The 15,870-nt window shown below is 49.1% G+C and carries 8 protein-coding genes, 2 tRNA genes and 2 rRNA genes (1 of these 12 cut by a window edge); 1 reads left to right on the top strand and 11 read right to left on the bottom strand.

What is annotated here, in order from left to right; all coding sequences use genetic code 11:
• From JFT56_RS01985 to JFT56_RS01960, 6 genes are all read right to left on the bottom strand, one after another.
• Positions 1–2,747: ribosomal RNA gene (locus JFT56_RS01985) — 23S ribosomal RNA — on the bottom strand; it reaches 147 nt to the left of the window's first position.
• A 333-nt stretch (positions 2,748–3,080) separates the two neighbouring features.
• A tRNA-Ala gene (locus JFT56_RS01980) sits at positions 3,081–3,156 on the bottom strand.
• A 138-nt stretch (positions 3,157–3,294) separates the two neighbouring features.
• Positions 3,295–3,371, bottom strand: a tRNA-Ile gene (locus JFT56_RS01975).
• Between the two features lie 148 nt (positions 3,372–3,519).
• Positions 3,520–5,062, bottom strand: a 16S ribosomal RNA gene (locus JFT56_RS01970).
• Together the 16S and 23S rRNA genes with 2 tRNA genes alongside form the textbook arrangement of a ribosomal RNA operon.
• A gap of 726 nt (positions 5,063–5,788) precedes the next feature.
• Positions 5,789–8,515, bottom strand: a complete 2,727-nt coding sequence (gene secA / locus JFT56_RS01965) for a preprotein translocase subunit SecA (protein WP_198783474.1) — start codon at positions 8,513–8,515, stop codon at positions 5,789–5,791.
• A gap of 60 nt (positions 8,516–8,575) precedes the next feature.
• A complete protein-coding gene (locus JFT56_RS01960; protein ID WP_198782064.1) occupies positions 8,576–9,475 on the bottom strand; it encodes a M23 family metallopeptidase in 900 nt (299 codons plus the stop codon).
• A 27-nt stretch (positions 9,476–9,502) separates the two neighbouring features.
• Here JFT56_RS01960 and JFT56_RS01955 point away from each other — a divergent pair, with 27 nt between their 5' ends.
• Positions 9,503–9,949, top strand: a complete 447-nt coding sequence (locus JFT56_RS01955; RefSeq protein WP_198782063.1) for a DUF721 domain-containing protein — start codon at positions 9,503–9,505, stop codon at positions 9,947–9,949.
• A 12-nt stretch (positions 9,950–9,961) separates the two neighbouring features.
• Here JFT56_RS01955 and lpxC read toward each other — a convergent pair whose 3' ends face one another.
• The 5 genes from lpxC to murC form a co-directional block, all read right to left on the bottom strand.
• The gene (lpxC, locus tag JFT56_RS01950) at positions 9,962–10,882 is read right to left on the bottom strand and encodes a UDP-3-O-acyl-N-acetylglucosamine deacetylase (protein ID WP_198782062.1); all 921 of its coding nucleotides are present in this window, start codon (positions 10,880–10,882) and stop codon (positions 9,962–9,964) included.
• A gap of 182 nt (positions 10,883–11,064) precedes the next feature.
• Positions 11,065–12,252, bottom strand: a complete 1,188-nt coding sequence (gene ftsZ / locus JFT56_RS01945) for a cell division protein FtsZ (RefSeq protein WP_198782061.1) — start codon at positions 12,250–12,252, stop codon at positions 11,065–11,067.
• Between the two features lie 33 nt (positions 12,253–12,285).
• Complete coding sequence (gene ftsA, locus JFT56_RS01940; protein ID WP_006079897.1) at positions 12,286–13,521, bottom strand: cell division protein FtsA; 1,236 nt, start codon at positions 13,519–13,521, stop codon at positions 12,286–12,288.
• Positions 13,502–14,251 carry a cell division protein FtsQ/DivIB gene (locus JFT56_RS01935; protein WP_198782060.1) on the bottom strand — a complete coding sequence of 250 codons (750 nt, stop codon included), beginning with the start codon at positions 14,249–14,251 and terminating at the stop codon, positions 13,502–13,504. Before JFT56_RS01935 ends, ftsA begins: the two co-directional genes overlap by 20 nt.
• Positions 14,252–14,401: 150 nt before the next feature.
• Positions 14,402–15,868 (bottom strand): UDP-N-acetylmuramate--L-alanine ligase, encoded by a 1,467-nt coding sequence (murC, locus tag JFT56_RS01930; protein WP_198782059.1) that lies wholly within the window; start codon positions 15,866–15,868, stop codon positions 14,402–14,404.
• Positions 15,869–15,870: the final 2 nt, after the last annotated feature.

Genomic DNA, 15,870 nt, shown 5'->3' with positions numbered 1-15,870 from the left:
TAGATGCTTTCAGCGGTTATCGATTCCGAACGTAGCTACCGGGCAATGCCATTGGCATGACAACCCGAACACCAGCGGTTCGTTCACTCCGGTCCTCTCGTACTAGGAGCAACTCCCCTCAATCATCCAACGCCCACGGCAGATAGGGACCGAACTGTCTCACGACGTTCTGAACCCAGCTCGCGTACCACTTTAAATGGCGAACAGCCATACCCTTGGGACCGACTTCAGCCCCAGGATGTGATGAGCCGACATCGAGGTGCCAAACACCGCCGTCGATATGAACTCTTGGGCGGTATCAGCCTGTTATCCCCGGAGTACCTTTTATCCGTTGAGCGATGGCCCTTCCATTCAGAACCACCGGATCACTATGACCTACTTTCGTACCTGCTCGACGTGTCTGTCTCGCAGTTAAGCTGGCTTATGCCATTGCACTAACCGTACGATGTCCGACCGTACTTAGCCAACCTTCGTGCTCCTCCGTTACTCTTTGGGAGGAGACCGCCCCAGTCAAACTACCCACCAGGCACTGTCCCTAACCCCGATTAGGGGTCTAGGTTAGAACATCAAAACTACAAGGGTGGTATTTCAAGGACGACTCCATCAGAACTAGCGTTCCAACTTCAAAGTCTCCCACCTATCCTACACATGTAGGTTCAATGTTCAGTGCCAAGCTATAGTAAAGGTTCACGGGGTCTTTCCGTCTAGCCGCGGGTATACGGCATCTTCACCGCAATTTCAACTTCACTGAGTCTCGGCTGGAGACAGCGTGGCCATCATTACGCCATTCGTGCAGGTCGGAACTTACCCGACAAGGAATTTCGCTACCTTAGGACCGTTATAGTTACGGCCGCCGTTTACCGGGGCTTCGATCATGAGCTTCTCTTGCGATAACCCAATCAATTAACCTTCCGGCACCGGGCAGGCGTCACACCGTATACTTCCTCTTGCGAGTTTGCACAGTGCTGTGTTTTTGATAAACAGTTGCAGCCACCTGGTATCTGCGACTCCCGTCAGCTTAGAGAGCAAGTCTCATCACCAACAAGAGCGTACCTTCTCCCGAAGTTACGGTACCATTTTGCCTAGTTCCTTCAGCCGAGTTCTCTCAAGCGCCTTGGTATTCTCTACCCGACCACCTGTGTCGGTTTGGGGTACGATTCCCGCTAACCTGAAGCTTAGAAGATTTTCCTGGAAGCATGGCATCAACTACTTCAGTCCCGTAGGACCTCGTCATCAGCTCTCGGCCTTAAGATTTCCCGGATTTGCCTAAGAAATCAGCCTACCACCTTAAACGCGGACTACCAACGCCGCGCTAGCCTAGCCTTCTCCGTCTCTCCATCGCAGTTAGCGGAAGTACAGAAATATTAATCTGTTTCCCATCGATTACGCCTTTCGGCCTCACCTTAGGGGTCGACTCACCCTGCCCCGATTAACGTTGGACAGGAACCCTTGGTCTTTCGGCGAGGGGGTTTTTCACCCCCTTTATCGTTACTCATGTCAGCATTCGCACTTCTGATACCTCCAGCGTGGGTTACCCCTTCACCTTCATCGGCTTACAGAACGCTCCTCTACCGCGCAACCCTAATGGGCTGCACCCGTAGCTTCGGTGGTATGTTTAGCCCCGTTACATCTTCCGCGCAGGCCGACTCGACTAGTGAGCTATTACGCTTTCTTTAAATGATGGCTGCTTCTAAGCCAACATCCTAGCTGTCTAAGCCTTCCCACATCGTTTCCCACTTAACATACACTTTGGGACCTTAGCTGACGGTCTGGGTTGTTTCCCTTTTGACGACGGACGTTAGCACCCGCCGTCTGTCTCCCGAGTAGTACTCATTGGTATTCGGAGTTTGCAAAGGGTTGGTAAGTCGGGATGACCCCCTAGCCTTAACAGTGCTCTACCCCCAATGGTATTCGCTCGAGGCGCTACCTAAATAGCTTTCGAGGAGAACCAGATATCTCCCGGTTTGATTGGCCTTTCACCCCCAGCCACAAGTCATCCGCTAATTTTTCAACATTAGTCGGTTCGGTCCTCCAGTTGATGTTACTCAACCTTCAACCTGCCCATGGCTAGATCACCGGGTTTCGGGTCTACACCTTGCAACTCAACGCGCAGTTAACACTCGGTTTCCCTACGGCTCCGCTATTCGCTTAACCTTGCTACAAAATGTAAGTCGCTGACCCATTATACAAAAGGTACGCAGTCACGGTCTCAAGAACCGCTCCCACTGCTTGTACGTATACGGTTTCAGGTTCTATTTCACTCCCCTCACAGGGGTTCTTTTCGCCTTTCCCTCACGGTACTGGTTCACTATCGGTCAGTCAGGAGTATTTAGCCTTGGAGGATGGTCCCCCCATATTCAAACAGGATGTCACGTGTCCCGCCTTACTCGTTTTCATCAATGGTTAGTTTTCGTGTACGGGGCTATCACCCTGTGCCGCTGCGCTTCCCAACGCATTCCACTAACACCCCACTGACTTAAGGGCTAATCCCCGTTCGCTCGCCGCTACTAGGGGAATCTCGGTTGATTTCTTTTCCTAAGGGTACTTAGATGTTTCAGTTCCCCTCGTTCGCCTCATGTAGCTATGTATTCACCACATGATGACCGCTTATGCGGCCGGGTTCCCCCATTCGGACATCGTTAGCTCAAATGCTTGTTACTAGCTCGCCAACGCTTTTCGCAAGTTACTACGTCCTTCATCGCCTCTGACTGCCAAGGCATCCACCGTATACGCTTAGTCGCTTAACCATACAACCCAAATGAGTTTCACATCACTTGAGTCGTTGCGACCAGCTGGTTTTACTTGTCTCACTTCTGACCAAAGAAGTGGACGCGCCTTAGACTTGAATATTCAAGACACTTAATAAAGTGTTTGAGAACTCAATGTTCAATGCTTTCGCATTAAACTTTTTTCGTATCAACACAACGAACTCTCGAATAAAGAGATGCATTGTGTTTAATACTATCAGCTTTCCAAATTGTTAAAGAGCGGGCTTAAAAAAGCCAAAGATAATTTTTCAGTTTATCTTTGGCATCTCTATCCATAATGCATGTTACTTGTAACTTAAAACAAGCTGTAAATGGTGGAGCTATGCGGGATCGAACCGCAGACCTCCTGCGTGCAAGGCAGGCGCTCTCCCAGCTGAGCTATAGCCCCATTTACATGCAGTGCGAGTAAGTAAGATGTTCCAAACCTCTAAAAGGATTGGTTTGCCAAATCGAGTTATCCGCGACAAATTAACGCGACGTTTAGTTCACTAAACGAGTATTAATTCAACAAAGGAGAACGAAGATTTGGTGGGTCAGAGTGGACTTGAACCACCGACCTCACCCTTATCAGGGGTGCGCTCTAACCAGCTGAGCTACAGACCCATCTTTGATAAACCTATTTAACTAGGTCCATCTTTTACTCTTTCTTCTATCAAGCAAATCTGTGTGAACACTCAAAAGGTACACGGATGTACCGAATGTCGAAAATGCAGGAGCATTTTTCGACCAAGCATCGAGTTAGTCGTATAGGTAAGGAGGTGATCCAGCCCCAGGTTCCCCTAGGGCTACCTTGTTACGACTTCACCCCAGTCATGAACCACAAAGTGGTGAGCGCCCCCCCGAAGGTTAAGCTACCCACTTCTTTTGCAGCCCACTCCCATGGTGTGACGGGCGGTGTGTACAAGGCCCGGGAACGTATTCACCGTGGCATTCTGATCCACGATTACTAGCGATTCCGACTTCATGGAGTCGAGTTGCAGACTCCAATCCGGACTACGACGAGCTTTGTGAGATTAGCTCCACCTCGCGGCTTTGCAACCCTCTGTACTCGCCATTGTAGCACGTGTGTAGCCCTACTCGTAAGGGCCATGATGACTTGACGTCGTCCCCACCTTCCTCCGGTTTATCACCGGCAGTCTCCCTAGAGTTCCCACCATTACGTGCTGGCAAATAAGGATAGGGGTTGCGCTCGTTGCGGGACTTAACCCAACATTTCACAACACGAGCTGACGACAGCCATGCAGCACCTGTCTCACGGTTCCCGAAGGCACAACCGCATCTCTGCAGTCTTCCGTGGATGTCAAGAGTAGGTAAGGTTCTTCGCGTTGCATCGAATTAAACCACATGCTCCACCGCTTGTGCGGGCCCCCGTCAATTCATTTGAGTTTTAACCTTGCGGCCGTACTCCCCAGGCGGTCTACTTAATGCGTTAGCTTGAGAGCCCAGTGTTCAAGACACCAAACTCCGAGTAGACATCGTTTACGGCGTGGACTACCAGGGTATCTAATCCTGTTTGCTCCCCACGCTTTCGTGCATGAGCGTCAGTCTTTGTCCAGGGGGCCGCCTTCGCCACCGGTATTCCTCCAGATCTCTACGCATTTCACCGCTACACCTGGAATTCTACCCCCCTCTACAAGACTCTAGTTCGCCAGTTCGAAATGCTATTCCTAGGTTGAGCCCAGGGCTTTCACATCTCGCTTAACAAACCGCCTGCGCACGCTTTACGCCCAGTAATTCCGATTAACGCTCGGACCCTCCGTATTACCGCGGCTGCTGGCACGGAGTTAGCCGGTCCTTCTTCTGTAGGTAACGTCACAGCTACAGTTTATTAAACTGCAACCTTTCCTCCCTACTGAAAGTGCTTTACAACCCGAAGGCCTTCTTCACACACGCGGCATGGCTGCATCAGGGTTTCCCCCATTGTGCAATATTCCCCACTGCTGCCTCCCGTAGGAGTCTGGGCCGTGTCTCAGTCCCAGTGTGGCTGATCATCCTCTCAGAACAGCTAGGGATCGTCGCCTTGGTGAGCCATTACCTCACCAACTAGCTAATCCCACCTAGGTTCATCCAATCGCGGAAGGCCCGAAGGTCCCCTCCTTTCCCCCGTAGGGCGTATGCGGTATTAGCAGTCGTTTCCAACTGTTATCCCCCTCGACTGGGCAGATCCCTAGGCATTACTCACCCGTCCGCCGCTCGCCACCTCAGGAGTAAACTCCCTTGTGCTGCCGCTCGACTTGCATGTGTTAGGCCTGCCGCCAGCGTTCAATCTGAGCCATGATCAAACTCTTCAATTAAAGTTTTGTTGTTTCCGAAGAAACGGCTCAATGAATTCTGTCATTTGTTTCCACCATCTCTTCATAAAGAGAAGAAAGTGAAATCAAAATTATGTACATATTGCTATGAACACTCTTCATCATTGATTTAATTCTTTGACTGCCAACCCTAAGGCTAAGCAGTTTCGATTAACTCAACACCTGTGAGTGTCCACACAGATTTGCTTGATATATTGTTAAAGAGCGTTGACCATTCGCTTACACACTCAGTGTTTTCAGCGGGTCAGGGCTGCGTATTCTACGCATTCCCATTAGTGCGTCAAGTAGTTTTTTCAACTTTCTTAACTCTCATCGTTTAGCTCGCTAACCGATGAACTGCTTGGCTTTCTTGGCTTAACTTGCGTTTCGCTGTCTGCCCTGTCAGTGGATGCGCATTATAGGGAGCTGCGGATTTTGTGCAAGGGCTTTTTTGAGAAATTTTGATCTTTTTTCAATGGTTTCAGTTAGTCACACAATACCCACTATTTATCCTCAGACTTATCCACATAAAGGTGCGTAACGCTTAAATTTCAAACTATTTATTGCGTAATCCGCTTCAAGGCCAATTTAAGATCCCGGAGGATAGAGCCACTTTAAACTTAGATGGGCGTGATGCTAGAGAAAAACGAAAAAGGATAGACATGAAAAAGGCGACTTAGTTAAGTCGCCTTTTGCTTTAGTGTATTTACGGTCATCAATGACAGTGAATTAACTCAATTTACCATGACACTGTTTATATTTACGGCCTGAGCCACAAGGGCAAGGGTCATTACGACCAACCTTCTCGCCATCACGGACCATTGGAGTATGACCAGCTACTACTTCAGGCTCGGCATCACCACCGACGAGTGACTCAGCTGCAGCATGTTGGTAATCCCGTTGGATCTTGGCATCTTCTTCACGGCGACGGGCTTCCATCTCTTCGACATCGGATTGAGCCTGCACTTGTACTTTTGACAGCACACTGATGACATCGTGCTTTAAGGTTGTGAGCAATTGTTGGAATAGCTCAAACGACTCGCGCTTATATTCTTGCTTTGGATTCTTCTGTGCGTAACCACGTAGGTGGATACCTTGACGCAGATGGTCCATCGCCGCTAAGTGTTCTTTCCACAGGCCATCGAGGGTTTGTAGCATCACGGCTTTCTCGAACTGACGTAATACTTGCGCGCCAACCATTTCTTCTTTTGCCTTATAGGCATCTGACCAAGAGGTGATAATACGCTCACGTAGACTCTCTTCGTGCAGATCGTCTTCTTTATCTAGCCATTCTTGGATAGGTAATTTGAGCATAAATTCTTGGTATAGACGTTGCTCTAGACCAGGAACATCCCATAACTCTTCGACTGATTGTGGTGGAATATACTGGTCGATTACCGCACCTATCACATCGTCTTGGATGTTTTGAATCGTATCTTCAATACTTTGTGCATCCATCAGCTCGTTACGTTGGGCATATACAACCTGGCGTTGGTCGTTGGCCACATCGTCAAACTCGAGTAATTGCTTACGGATATCGAAGTTACGCGCTTCAACTTTACGCTGGGCATTTTCGATAGCACGGGACACCCATGGATGTTCGATCGCTTCGCCTTCTTCCATCCCCAATTTTTTCATCATGCCAGAGACACGATCCGAGGCGAAGATGCGCATCAAGCTATCTTCCATCGATAGGTAGAAACGTGAAGATCCCGCATCACCTTGGCGACCTGCACGACCACGTAACTGGTTATCGATACGACGAGATTCATGGCGCTCGGTACCTAAAATATGTAAACCACCGGCGGCAACTACGGCATCATGGCGCACTTGCCAATCGGCTTTGATCTTGGCTTTTTGCTCTGGGGTTGGATTATCGAGGGCATCGATTTCCATATTCCAGTTGCCACCTAACACTATGTCAGTACCACGGCCGGCCATGTTAGTGGCAATCGTCACGGCACCAGTACGACCTGCCTGTGCCACAATTTCCGCTTCTTTTTCGTGGAACTTAGCGTTGAGCACTTGGTGTGGGATCTTTTCCTGCACCATCAAACGAGCTAATAACTCAGATTGCTCAATGGATACTGTACCTACCAACACTGGCTGGCCACGTTCACGACAATCTTTGATGTCTTTGATAATCGCTTGATATTTTTCATTGGCGGTTAAGTAAACCAAGTCCGCCATATCCTTACGCACCATTGGACGGTTTGTCGGCACTACGACAGTGTCTAATCCGTAGATGTGTTGGAATTCGAACGCTTCAGTATCTGCAGTACCTGTCATACCCGCCAGCTTCTCGTATTGACGGAAGTAGTTCTGGAAGGTGATAGAAGCCAATGTTTGGTTTTCGTTTTGAATGTGTACGCCTTCTTTGGCTTCAACGGCTTGATGTAAGCCTTCTGACCAACGACGACCCGGCATAGTACGGCCAGTATGCTCATCGACTATGATCACTTCGCCATCTTGGACTATATAGTCAACATCGCGCTCGAATAACGTATGAGCACGCAGGGCCGCATTGACATGGTGCAATAACGAAATATTGGCAGCCGAATAGAGTGAATCGCCTTCGGCTAACATGCCACGCTCGATCAGCAGATTTTCGACTTTTTCTTGGCCGCGCTCGGTAAAATGCACTTGTTTGGCTTTTTCATCGATGCTGTAGTCACCTTCACCCACATACTCTTCGGAGTCTTCTTTATCTTGGCGAATCAGATTTGGGATCAGTGTGTTGATTTTGATGTATAGCTCAGAGCTATCTTCAGCGGCGCCAGAGATAATCAACGGCGTACGCGCTTCGTCGATTAAGATTGAGTCGACTTCGTCGATCAGGGCGTAATGCAATGGACGTTGAACACGCTCTTGTGGCGAAAACGCCATATTATCGCGCAGATAGTCAAAGCCGAATTCGTTGTTGGTACCATAGGTGATATCGGCATTATAGGCGGCTTTCTTTTCATGCTGGCCAAGACCAGCCACGTTGATGCCGACGGTCAAACCGAGGAATTCAAATAGTGGACGGTTATTCTCGGCATCACGGCGTGCCAAATAATCGTTTACGGTAATGACGTGCACACCTTTGCCCGTCAATGCGTTTAAGTATGCGGGCAAAGTTGCAGTTAATGTTTTACCTTCACCGGTACGCATCTCGGCAATACGGTTACTATCGAGCACCATGCCACCGAGCAACTGCACATCGAAGTGACGCATTTCGAACACACGCTTCGATGCTTCACGAACGGTGGCAAATGCCTCGGCCATGATCGCTTCGAGGGTTTCACCTGCGGCTAAACGCTCACGAAACTCGGCGGTTTTGGCCTTTAACTCGTCATCGGTTAATTTTTCATAATCGGCTTCAAGCGCATTAATCTGATTAACGACTTTTTGTAAACCTTTAAGGGTACGGTCGTTACGACTACCAAATACTTTTGTCAGTAATTTACCAAACATCTGAATCACTTATTCTCTGTAGGCCAAGTCCATGATGGAACCTAGAAGCCAATGTTTCAATTAACTTGCTTTGCGGTAGACAAACTTCTGTGGATCTATCTGCTGTCCGCCACGCAACACTTCATAATGTACATGGGCCCCAGTTGAGCGCCCAGTACTTCCCATACTGGCGATGGTATCGCCTTTTGCGACCACATCACCTACAGTCACTGACAAAGCTTTATTATGGCCATAGCGAGTACGTAACCCATTACCATGGTCAATTTCGACCAACTCACCATAACCGAACATATTTCCAGCCCAAGTCACCACGCCTGCGGCAGTCGCGACAACTTTCGCCCCTTCTCGGCCGGTAAAATCTATGCCTTTATGCATGGTTCTGCGACCGTTGAAAGGGTCATTACGTAATCCGTAGGGCGATGAAAGCCAACCTTTATCGAGTGGCAGCCCAGATACATAACGCTCTTCATCTATATGGAGGTTAGATGACACTGTTTCAAGTAGTGACAGTTGAACATTATTGTTATCAATTCGTGAGGCGAGCTTATCCATATCATCGATAAGCTGTCCGAGCTCGATGTTAGTGCCTAGTTCACTCAAGCCACCGACACCCACCTCGGATGAAAAATCGAAATCATCTTCGAGTTTATTTCGTTCGGCAACTTGTTGACCTAAGGCTTCGAGGCGAGTGACTTTTGCCTGCATACGGGCAACGTGAGTCACTAGCATGGCCAGTTGCGACTCAGTAGCACTCTTGAGTTCTAAGACTTGTTTTTTCTGTTGTTCGCGTTGGATACGGTCATTATCGACACTGGCTTGCTGATCTTCAAATCGAGCAGTGTTGTATTGATAAATACCGGCACCTGTAGCCAACAATAACATGGGCAGGAGCAACCAGCGTTTACTGGGTTGCCAGCGCGTGACGCCATTCCGACCTTGAATAAATACTGTTACACTCATAGCCTAATTCAGCCATCTTATTATCATATGAAAAAGCCCCCTCAAGATCTCAGCCAATTACTACACCAGTCAGGCAAATTACCCGACATTGCTGAGAAAGCGGAACTACTTTTGTATCTGGATCAGCATGTGAAGCAGATTGTCGCAGGTACTATTGCGGAACAGCTGAAAGTCGCTAACTTCCGCCAGGGTGTTCTTGTAGTTGAAACCACTTCGGCAGCCTGGGCCGCACGAATTAATTTCCAAAAGTCGAAGCTACTCGCGCAACTTCAAGCAGAAACGCTCCCAATCCTTACCGCAATTGAAGTCAAAGTCAACCCGAGATTAGCAATGTATGATGCAAAGCCTAAACAAGCTCACAAAGAAATGAGCCCTGTTGCGGCGGAACATATTGCCGCGCTGGCAGAAAATGTGAGTGGTACACTGGGCGAAAAACTAAAACGGCTGGCCTCATTGGCCAGCCGTAATAAATAAACTCACACTTTTTTAAGCAAATACGGCGCCACCTGGCACAGTAAAGCTGACGGGTACATCTGCTTCTTTTTCAAAGCTGACCAACTCCCACGCATCCTGTTGCGCCAGCAGTGCTCGCACTAATTGGTTATTCAGTGCATGACCCGTTTTATAGGCTGTGAACTCGCCTAAAATGGCATGTCCGGCTACGTAGAGATCACCAAATGCGTCTAAAATCTTGTGCTTAACAAACTCGTCCTCATAACGCAGGCCGTCGGGGTTGAGGACGCGGTATTCATCAAGCACAACCGCATTTTCCATGCTGCCACCTAATGCAAGGTTGTTCGCACGCAGATACTCAATATCACGCATAAAACCAAAAGTACGGGCACGGCTGATATCTTTCACAAAAGCAGATGTTGAGAAGTCCATCACCACATGCTGTTGGCTACGGGCGATCTCTGGGTGAGCAAAGTCAATTTTAAAATTAACTCTAAAACCTTTAAAAGGTTTTAACTCGGCCCACTTATCGCCATCTTCAACACGCACAGGGCGCTTAATCTTTAAGTACTTCTTAGGTGCAGCCTGCTCTTTAATACCGGCAGACTGTAATAAGAAGACGAATGGGCTCGCACTGCCATCCATAATAGGGATTTCAGGTGCGTCCACTTCGATTACGGCGTTGTCTATGCCTAAACCTGCGAGTGCAGCAAACAAATGCTCAATAGTCGAAATTCGAATACCTTCGTCATTGACAAGAGCCGTGCACATAGTGGTTTCACGAACTTGTTCCGCCTTCGCAGGAATTGCGACAGCAGGACTCATATCGGTACGCACAAGTACGATCCCTGTATTAACTGGTGCGGGCATAATGCTCAAGGTGACCTTATTGCCGGAGTGTAATCCGACGCCGGTAGTTTTCACCATTTTTTGAACAGTTCTTTGAAATATCATTCAGTTACCCGTTTAAATTCGAATTGCAAAGCCTAATATTTGTACACCCAGCGGCGGCAAAACAGCCACAGAGATATGACATGGTAACATAACTTAACCATGTCATACAAATGCAGCTATCCTGTGGTATCGCTCGACAACGAGTGTCACCACAGAATACACGCTGGACTCAAATGCCCTTATTAATCAGCTTGCTTACGCAAAAACGCTGGAATATCAAGGTAATCCAATTCATGCTTCGTTGAAGGTGCAGGTGCCGGAGCGGGTTGAGCCGCCGTTGGCAATACATTGCCCTTTGGTGCAGCATAGCTCACGTGGGCAACTTCTTCGACATAGGCTTCAACTTTTGGTTCCACAACGACAGGCTCTGGGCGAGGCGCAGGCTTAGAAACCAATTGGATATCAGGACGCTTTTCAGCACCGATACCGGTTGCAACCACAGTAACACGCAGCTCATCGCTCATTTCTGGGTCGATAACCGCACCCACGACCACAGTCGCGTTGTCAGAGGCGTAAGCCTTAACATGGTTACCCACGGTTTCGAATTCTTCGATACTCATATCCATACCTGCGGTAATGTTAACTAACACACCACGGGCACCGGCTAAGTCGATATCTTCTAATAATGGGCTGGCAACGGCAGCTTCCGCCGCTTCTTCTGCACGGTCTTCACCGCGAGCGACGCCTGTCCCCATCATGGCATTACCCATTTCAGACATCACAGTCTTCACGTCGGCGAAGTCGACGTTAATCAGACCTGGACGAGTGATAAGCTCGGCAATACCTTGTACCGCACCGAGTAACACGTTATTCGCTGCAGCAAATGCATCGAGTAATGAAGTGCCACGGCCCAATACTTTTAATAATTTTTCGTTCGGGATCGTGATTAACGAATCCACGTGCTTAGCGAGCTCGGCGATACCTTGCTCGGCATAAGCCATACGCTTTTTGCCTTCGAATGGGAAAGGCTTAGTCACAACCGCAACGGTTAAGATGCCTTCTTCACGGGCGATTTGCGCCACAACTGGCGCAGCACCTGTACCTGTACCACCGCCCATACCGGCGGCGATAAAGATCATATCCGAGCCTTTGATTGCGGCGCGAATGTTCTCGCGATCTTCTTCGGCGGCTGCACGACCCACATCCGGGTTCGCACCTGCACCTAGGCCTTTAGTAACATCACGGCCTAATTGAATTGTTGAGCCGGCACTGGATTTACGTAGTGCCTGCGCGTCTGTGTTGGTAACGACAAACTCAACACCTTCAATGTTGTGTTTGACCATATGTTCGACAGCATTACCGCCGCCGCCGCCAACGCCGATGACTTTAATCACCGCGTCATCTGAGTGAGTGTCCATGATCTCAAACATTGTCTGATCTCCGTGTTGCCTGCGTTATGAAAATTAAAATTCGCCCTTAAACCAGCTTTGGACCCGATTCCAAGCACTGGTTACCCCTTGACGCTCAGGACGCTCGAATTGACGTTCGATCACCCGTCTTGCGCCGTAGTGAAGCAGCCCAACTCCAGTGGAGTAAATAGACTGATCCACGTATTCATATAACCCTTTGATCGGTAGCGGTGACGCTACTCGAACTGGCATGCCGAAGGTTGCTTCCGCAATATCGACGACGCCTTGAATCGACGCTGTGCCACCCGTGAGCACAATACCTGCGGCGATTTGATCTTCTAAACCACTGTCTTTCAACTCTTTGAGCACAAGCTCAAACAGCTCTTGGTATCTTGGTTCAACCACTTCGGCGAGCGTGTGACGTGACATGCTCCGCGATGGACGACCACCTACCGAGGGCACTTCAATACTGTCTTCGCGGCTCACCATAGAACTGCGAGCACAGGCGAACTGCACTTTAATTTGTTCAGCATGTGACGATGGCGTGCGGAAAATCTTCGCAATGTCGTTCGTCACTTGGTTACCCGCAACCGGTACAACCGCACAATGACGCAAGGCGCCATTGGTATATACCGCGATATCCGTAGTGCCACCGCCGATATCGACGATACACACACCTAAATCTTTCTCATCGAAGGTCAACACAGCATCGGCTGAAGCAATCCCCGAGAACACTAAGTCGTCAACCTTAAGGCCACAACGCTCAACGCTCTTAGTAATATTCTTCGCCATATCATTAGCGCAGGTCACTATGTGCACCTTGGCCTCCATACGCATACCGGACATACCGATTGGGCTGCGAATACCGTCTTGAACGTCGATTGCATATTCCTGCGGCAGCACGTGTAAAATGCGACGTTCCGTCGGGATCTTCACCGAGCGAGCCGTATGGATCACGTTATCAACATCTTCCTGTGTCACTTCTTCATCGTTGATCGATACCATGCCGTTTTCATTTTGGCAGGCGATGTGTTTACCCGAAATACTCAAGTAAACCGATGACACTTGGCAATCCGCCATTAATTCCGCTTGATCGAGCGCACGTTGCACACTGCGAACTATCGAATCTAAATCGTTCACGCCACCTTTATCCATGCCCCTTGAGGGATGGTTACCAAGGCCAACTATGCTAATTTCGCCATCGGGCAGAACTTCGCCTATGATCACTGCGACCTTAGAGGTTCCTATGTCCAATCCGACGATAAGGTTTCTATCTTGGTTTTTGATCATTAATTATCGGCTCTCTTGTTTGTGCATCGCCCCAGCCTACGGCCAACCCTGTGTCGTAGCGCAAATCCACTCTGGCAATCGGTTTATCTTGTTTAGCCAATAGCGGGTAAACGGTAATAAACCTTTGTATTCTTGCCATTTTATCTTCTCGACCTAGGTCTAAAACAATACCGTTACCTAGGGTCGCGTGCCACGCATGGCGCGGCGTTAAATTTAAGTAGGCTAAGGTAAAGCCATTAATCTTCAGCAACGAATTAACCTGCGCGTAGGCGGTTAATACCTCAGTGCCCATATCGTCCGGTCCAGATAACTGCGGCAGATATTCAAGCTCAGGACGAGATGGCGCCTCAAACACTTCGCCATGCACATTTAACCATGAGCTACCGTTCCAATGGGCAACGGGTTGCTGTTCTTGTAAATAGACCCTGAGTTTCGCAGGCCACTCACGTCTGACCGATGCGCGATACACCCAAGGTAAGGCTTCTAGCGCCTGTTGCACTAAGGTAATGTCTGCGCTAAAAAAACTCCGCTGCATTAAATCCTGTAGTGCAATTTGTATATCTCTATCTGTGGTGTAAGTCCGTTCACCTTTGATGGCAACCGCCTCAATCGGCAAGGTGCTGGCATCATTTAAAAACTTATGTAACTGGTAGCCACCAAAGACGAAGCTACCAATGACTAGCCATAAAAAACCAATCCCACTCCACAGGTACCAATTAACCCGGGACATCCTCGCCCGCCAGTGTCGCCTCTTATCACTCCAAGACACGTTTGTTTCCACCTTTCAACGACACTACTAAAAACCACAGAAAATCGGCCATTATATAGAGCTAAATCTTTTGGTCAAAATTTCCTTTAACCCGAGATCCCGCGCGATGCATCAAGGTTTTGCTGCGTTAGCCACAACCGTTGCAAAGCCTAATTCTGATACTGCTAACTGGCGCGACAGGGCGCCTATATTACCCGCACCTTGAGTCAACAATAAATCCCCTTCCTGCAACACATCGGGTAGCACTTCGGCTAGCTGATCTGGGCTGGCAATGAAGATAGGATCAAGCTGGCCACGCAGGCGAATTGAGCGACACAGTGCCCGACCATCGGCCCCAGTAATGGGCGCCTCGCCTGCACTGTAGACATCGAGCAACAGCAGGCAATCCACCTGGGATAACACCTCAATAAAGTCTTCGTACAAATCTCGGGTACGTGTATATCTATGGGGCTGATAGGCCATCACTAAACGCTTTTCAGGCCAGCCTGCACGCGCCGCTTTTATGGTCGCCGCCACTTCACTCGGATGGTGACCATAATCATCGACTAACATGACCTCGCCCTTAGGCGTAGCAAACTTGCCTAAATGCTGGAAACGACGGCCAATACCTTGGAATTCAGCCAAGGCTTGAATGATGGCACTGTCATCGATTTCATCTTCGGTTGCCACGGCAATGGCGGCCAGCGCATTAAGCACATTGTGCTGACCTGGCAGGTTGAGCAGCAGATCTAAATCGTCTTTACCTTTACGTCTTACGGTGAAACGGCATTGATGCCCTTGCTGGCTGAAATTCAGCGCCTGCACATCGGCATCATAACTAAAGCCATAGGTCACTAAATGGCGACCAATACGTGGCATAATTTCCCGCACGACAGGGTCGTCGATACAGACTACGGCCACGCCATAGAAGGGTAAGTTATGCAGAAAATCGACGAAGGTGGATTTGAGTTTCTCAAAGTCGCCACCGTAGGTATCCATATGATCTGCTTCGATATTGGTCACGACACTGACCATAGGCTGCAAATGCAGGAAACTCGCATCGCTCTCGTCCGCCTCGGCGATCAAATAACGACTGGTGCCTAATCTGGCATTCGTACCTGCGCTATTCAGCAAACCGCCGATCACAAAGGTGGGATCACGCCCCGCCTGGCCATAAACACTGGCGATAAGGCTAGTGGTTGTCGTTTTACCATGGGTGCCCGCAATCGCCACACCATGACGATAACGCATTAACTCGGCTAACATTTCAGCGCGGCGAACGATAGGGATCCGCAGCTCCTTTGCCGCAATAATCTCTGGATTTTCAGGGTTGATCGCGGTTGACACTACGACCACATCCACCTGCTGCACATTGTCTGCCCCGTGGCCGATGTAGATCTTAGCGCCGAGTAAACACAGTCTGTCGGTCACCGCATTTTGCGCTATGTCCGAACCACTGACGTGATAACCTTCGTTTACTAATACCTCAGCGATCCCGCCCATGCCCGCGCCGCCAATGCCGACGAAATGAATACGCTTAATTCGGCGCATTTCTGGGATCATACTTCTGAGTTGTATGTATCTTTCTGTCTTAGTCATAC

Origin of the sequence: Shewanella putrefaciens (assembly GCF_016406305.1) — a bacterium.
In the GTDB taxonomy this organism is placed as follows: Bacteria; Pseudomonadota; Gammaproteobacteria; order Enterobacterales; family Shewanellaceae; genus Shewanella; species Shewanella putrefaciens_C.
This window is presented reverse-complemented; position numbering and strand designations above follow the sequence as displayed.

Bases quoted from the DNA above. Each gene is read 5' to 3' on its own strand.
- JFT56_RS01960 (WP_198782064.1), bottom strand. From the start codon at position 9,475: ATGAGTGTAACAGTATTTATTCAAGGTCGGAATGGCGTCACGCGCTGG.
- ftsA (WP_006079897.1), bottom strand. From the start codon at position 13,521: ATGATCAAAAACCAAGATAGAAACCTTATCGTCGGATTGGACATAGGA.
- lpxC (WP_198782062.1), bottom strand. From the start codon at position 10,882: ATGATATTTCAAAGAACTGTTCAAAAAATGGTGAAAACTACCGGCGTC.
- secA (WP_198783474.1), bottom strand. From the start codon at position 8,515: ATGTTTGGTAAATTACTGACAAAAGTATTTGGTAGTCGTAACGACCGT.
- JFT56_RS01935 (WP_198782060.1), bottom strand. From the start codon at position 14,251: ATGTCCCGGGTTAATTGGTACCTGTGGAGTGGGATTGGTTTTTTATGG.
- murC (WP_198782059.1), bottom strand. From the start codon at position 15,868: ATGACTAAGACAGAAAGATACATACAACTCAGAAGTATGATCCCAGAA.
- ftsZ (WP_198782061.1), bottom strand. From the start codon at position 12,252: ATGTTTGAGATCATGGACACTCACTCAGATGACGCGGTGATTAAAGTC.
- JFT56_RS01955 (WP_198782063.1), top strand. From the start codon at position 9,503: ATGAAAAAGCCCCCTCAAGATCTCAGCCAATTACTACACCAGTCAGGC.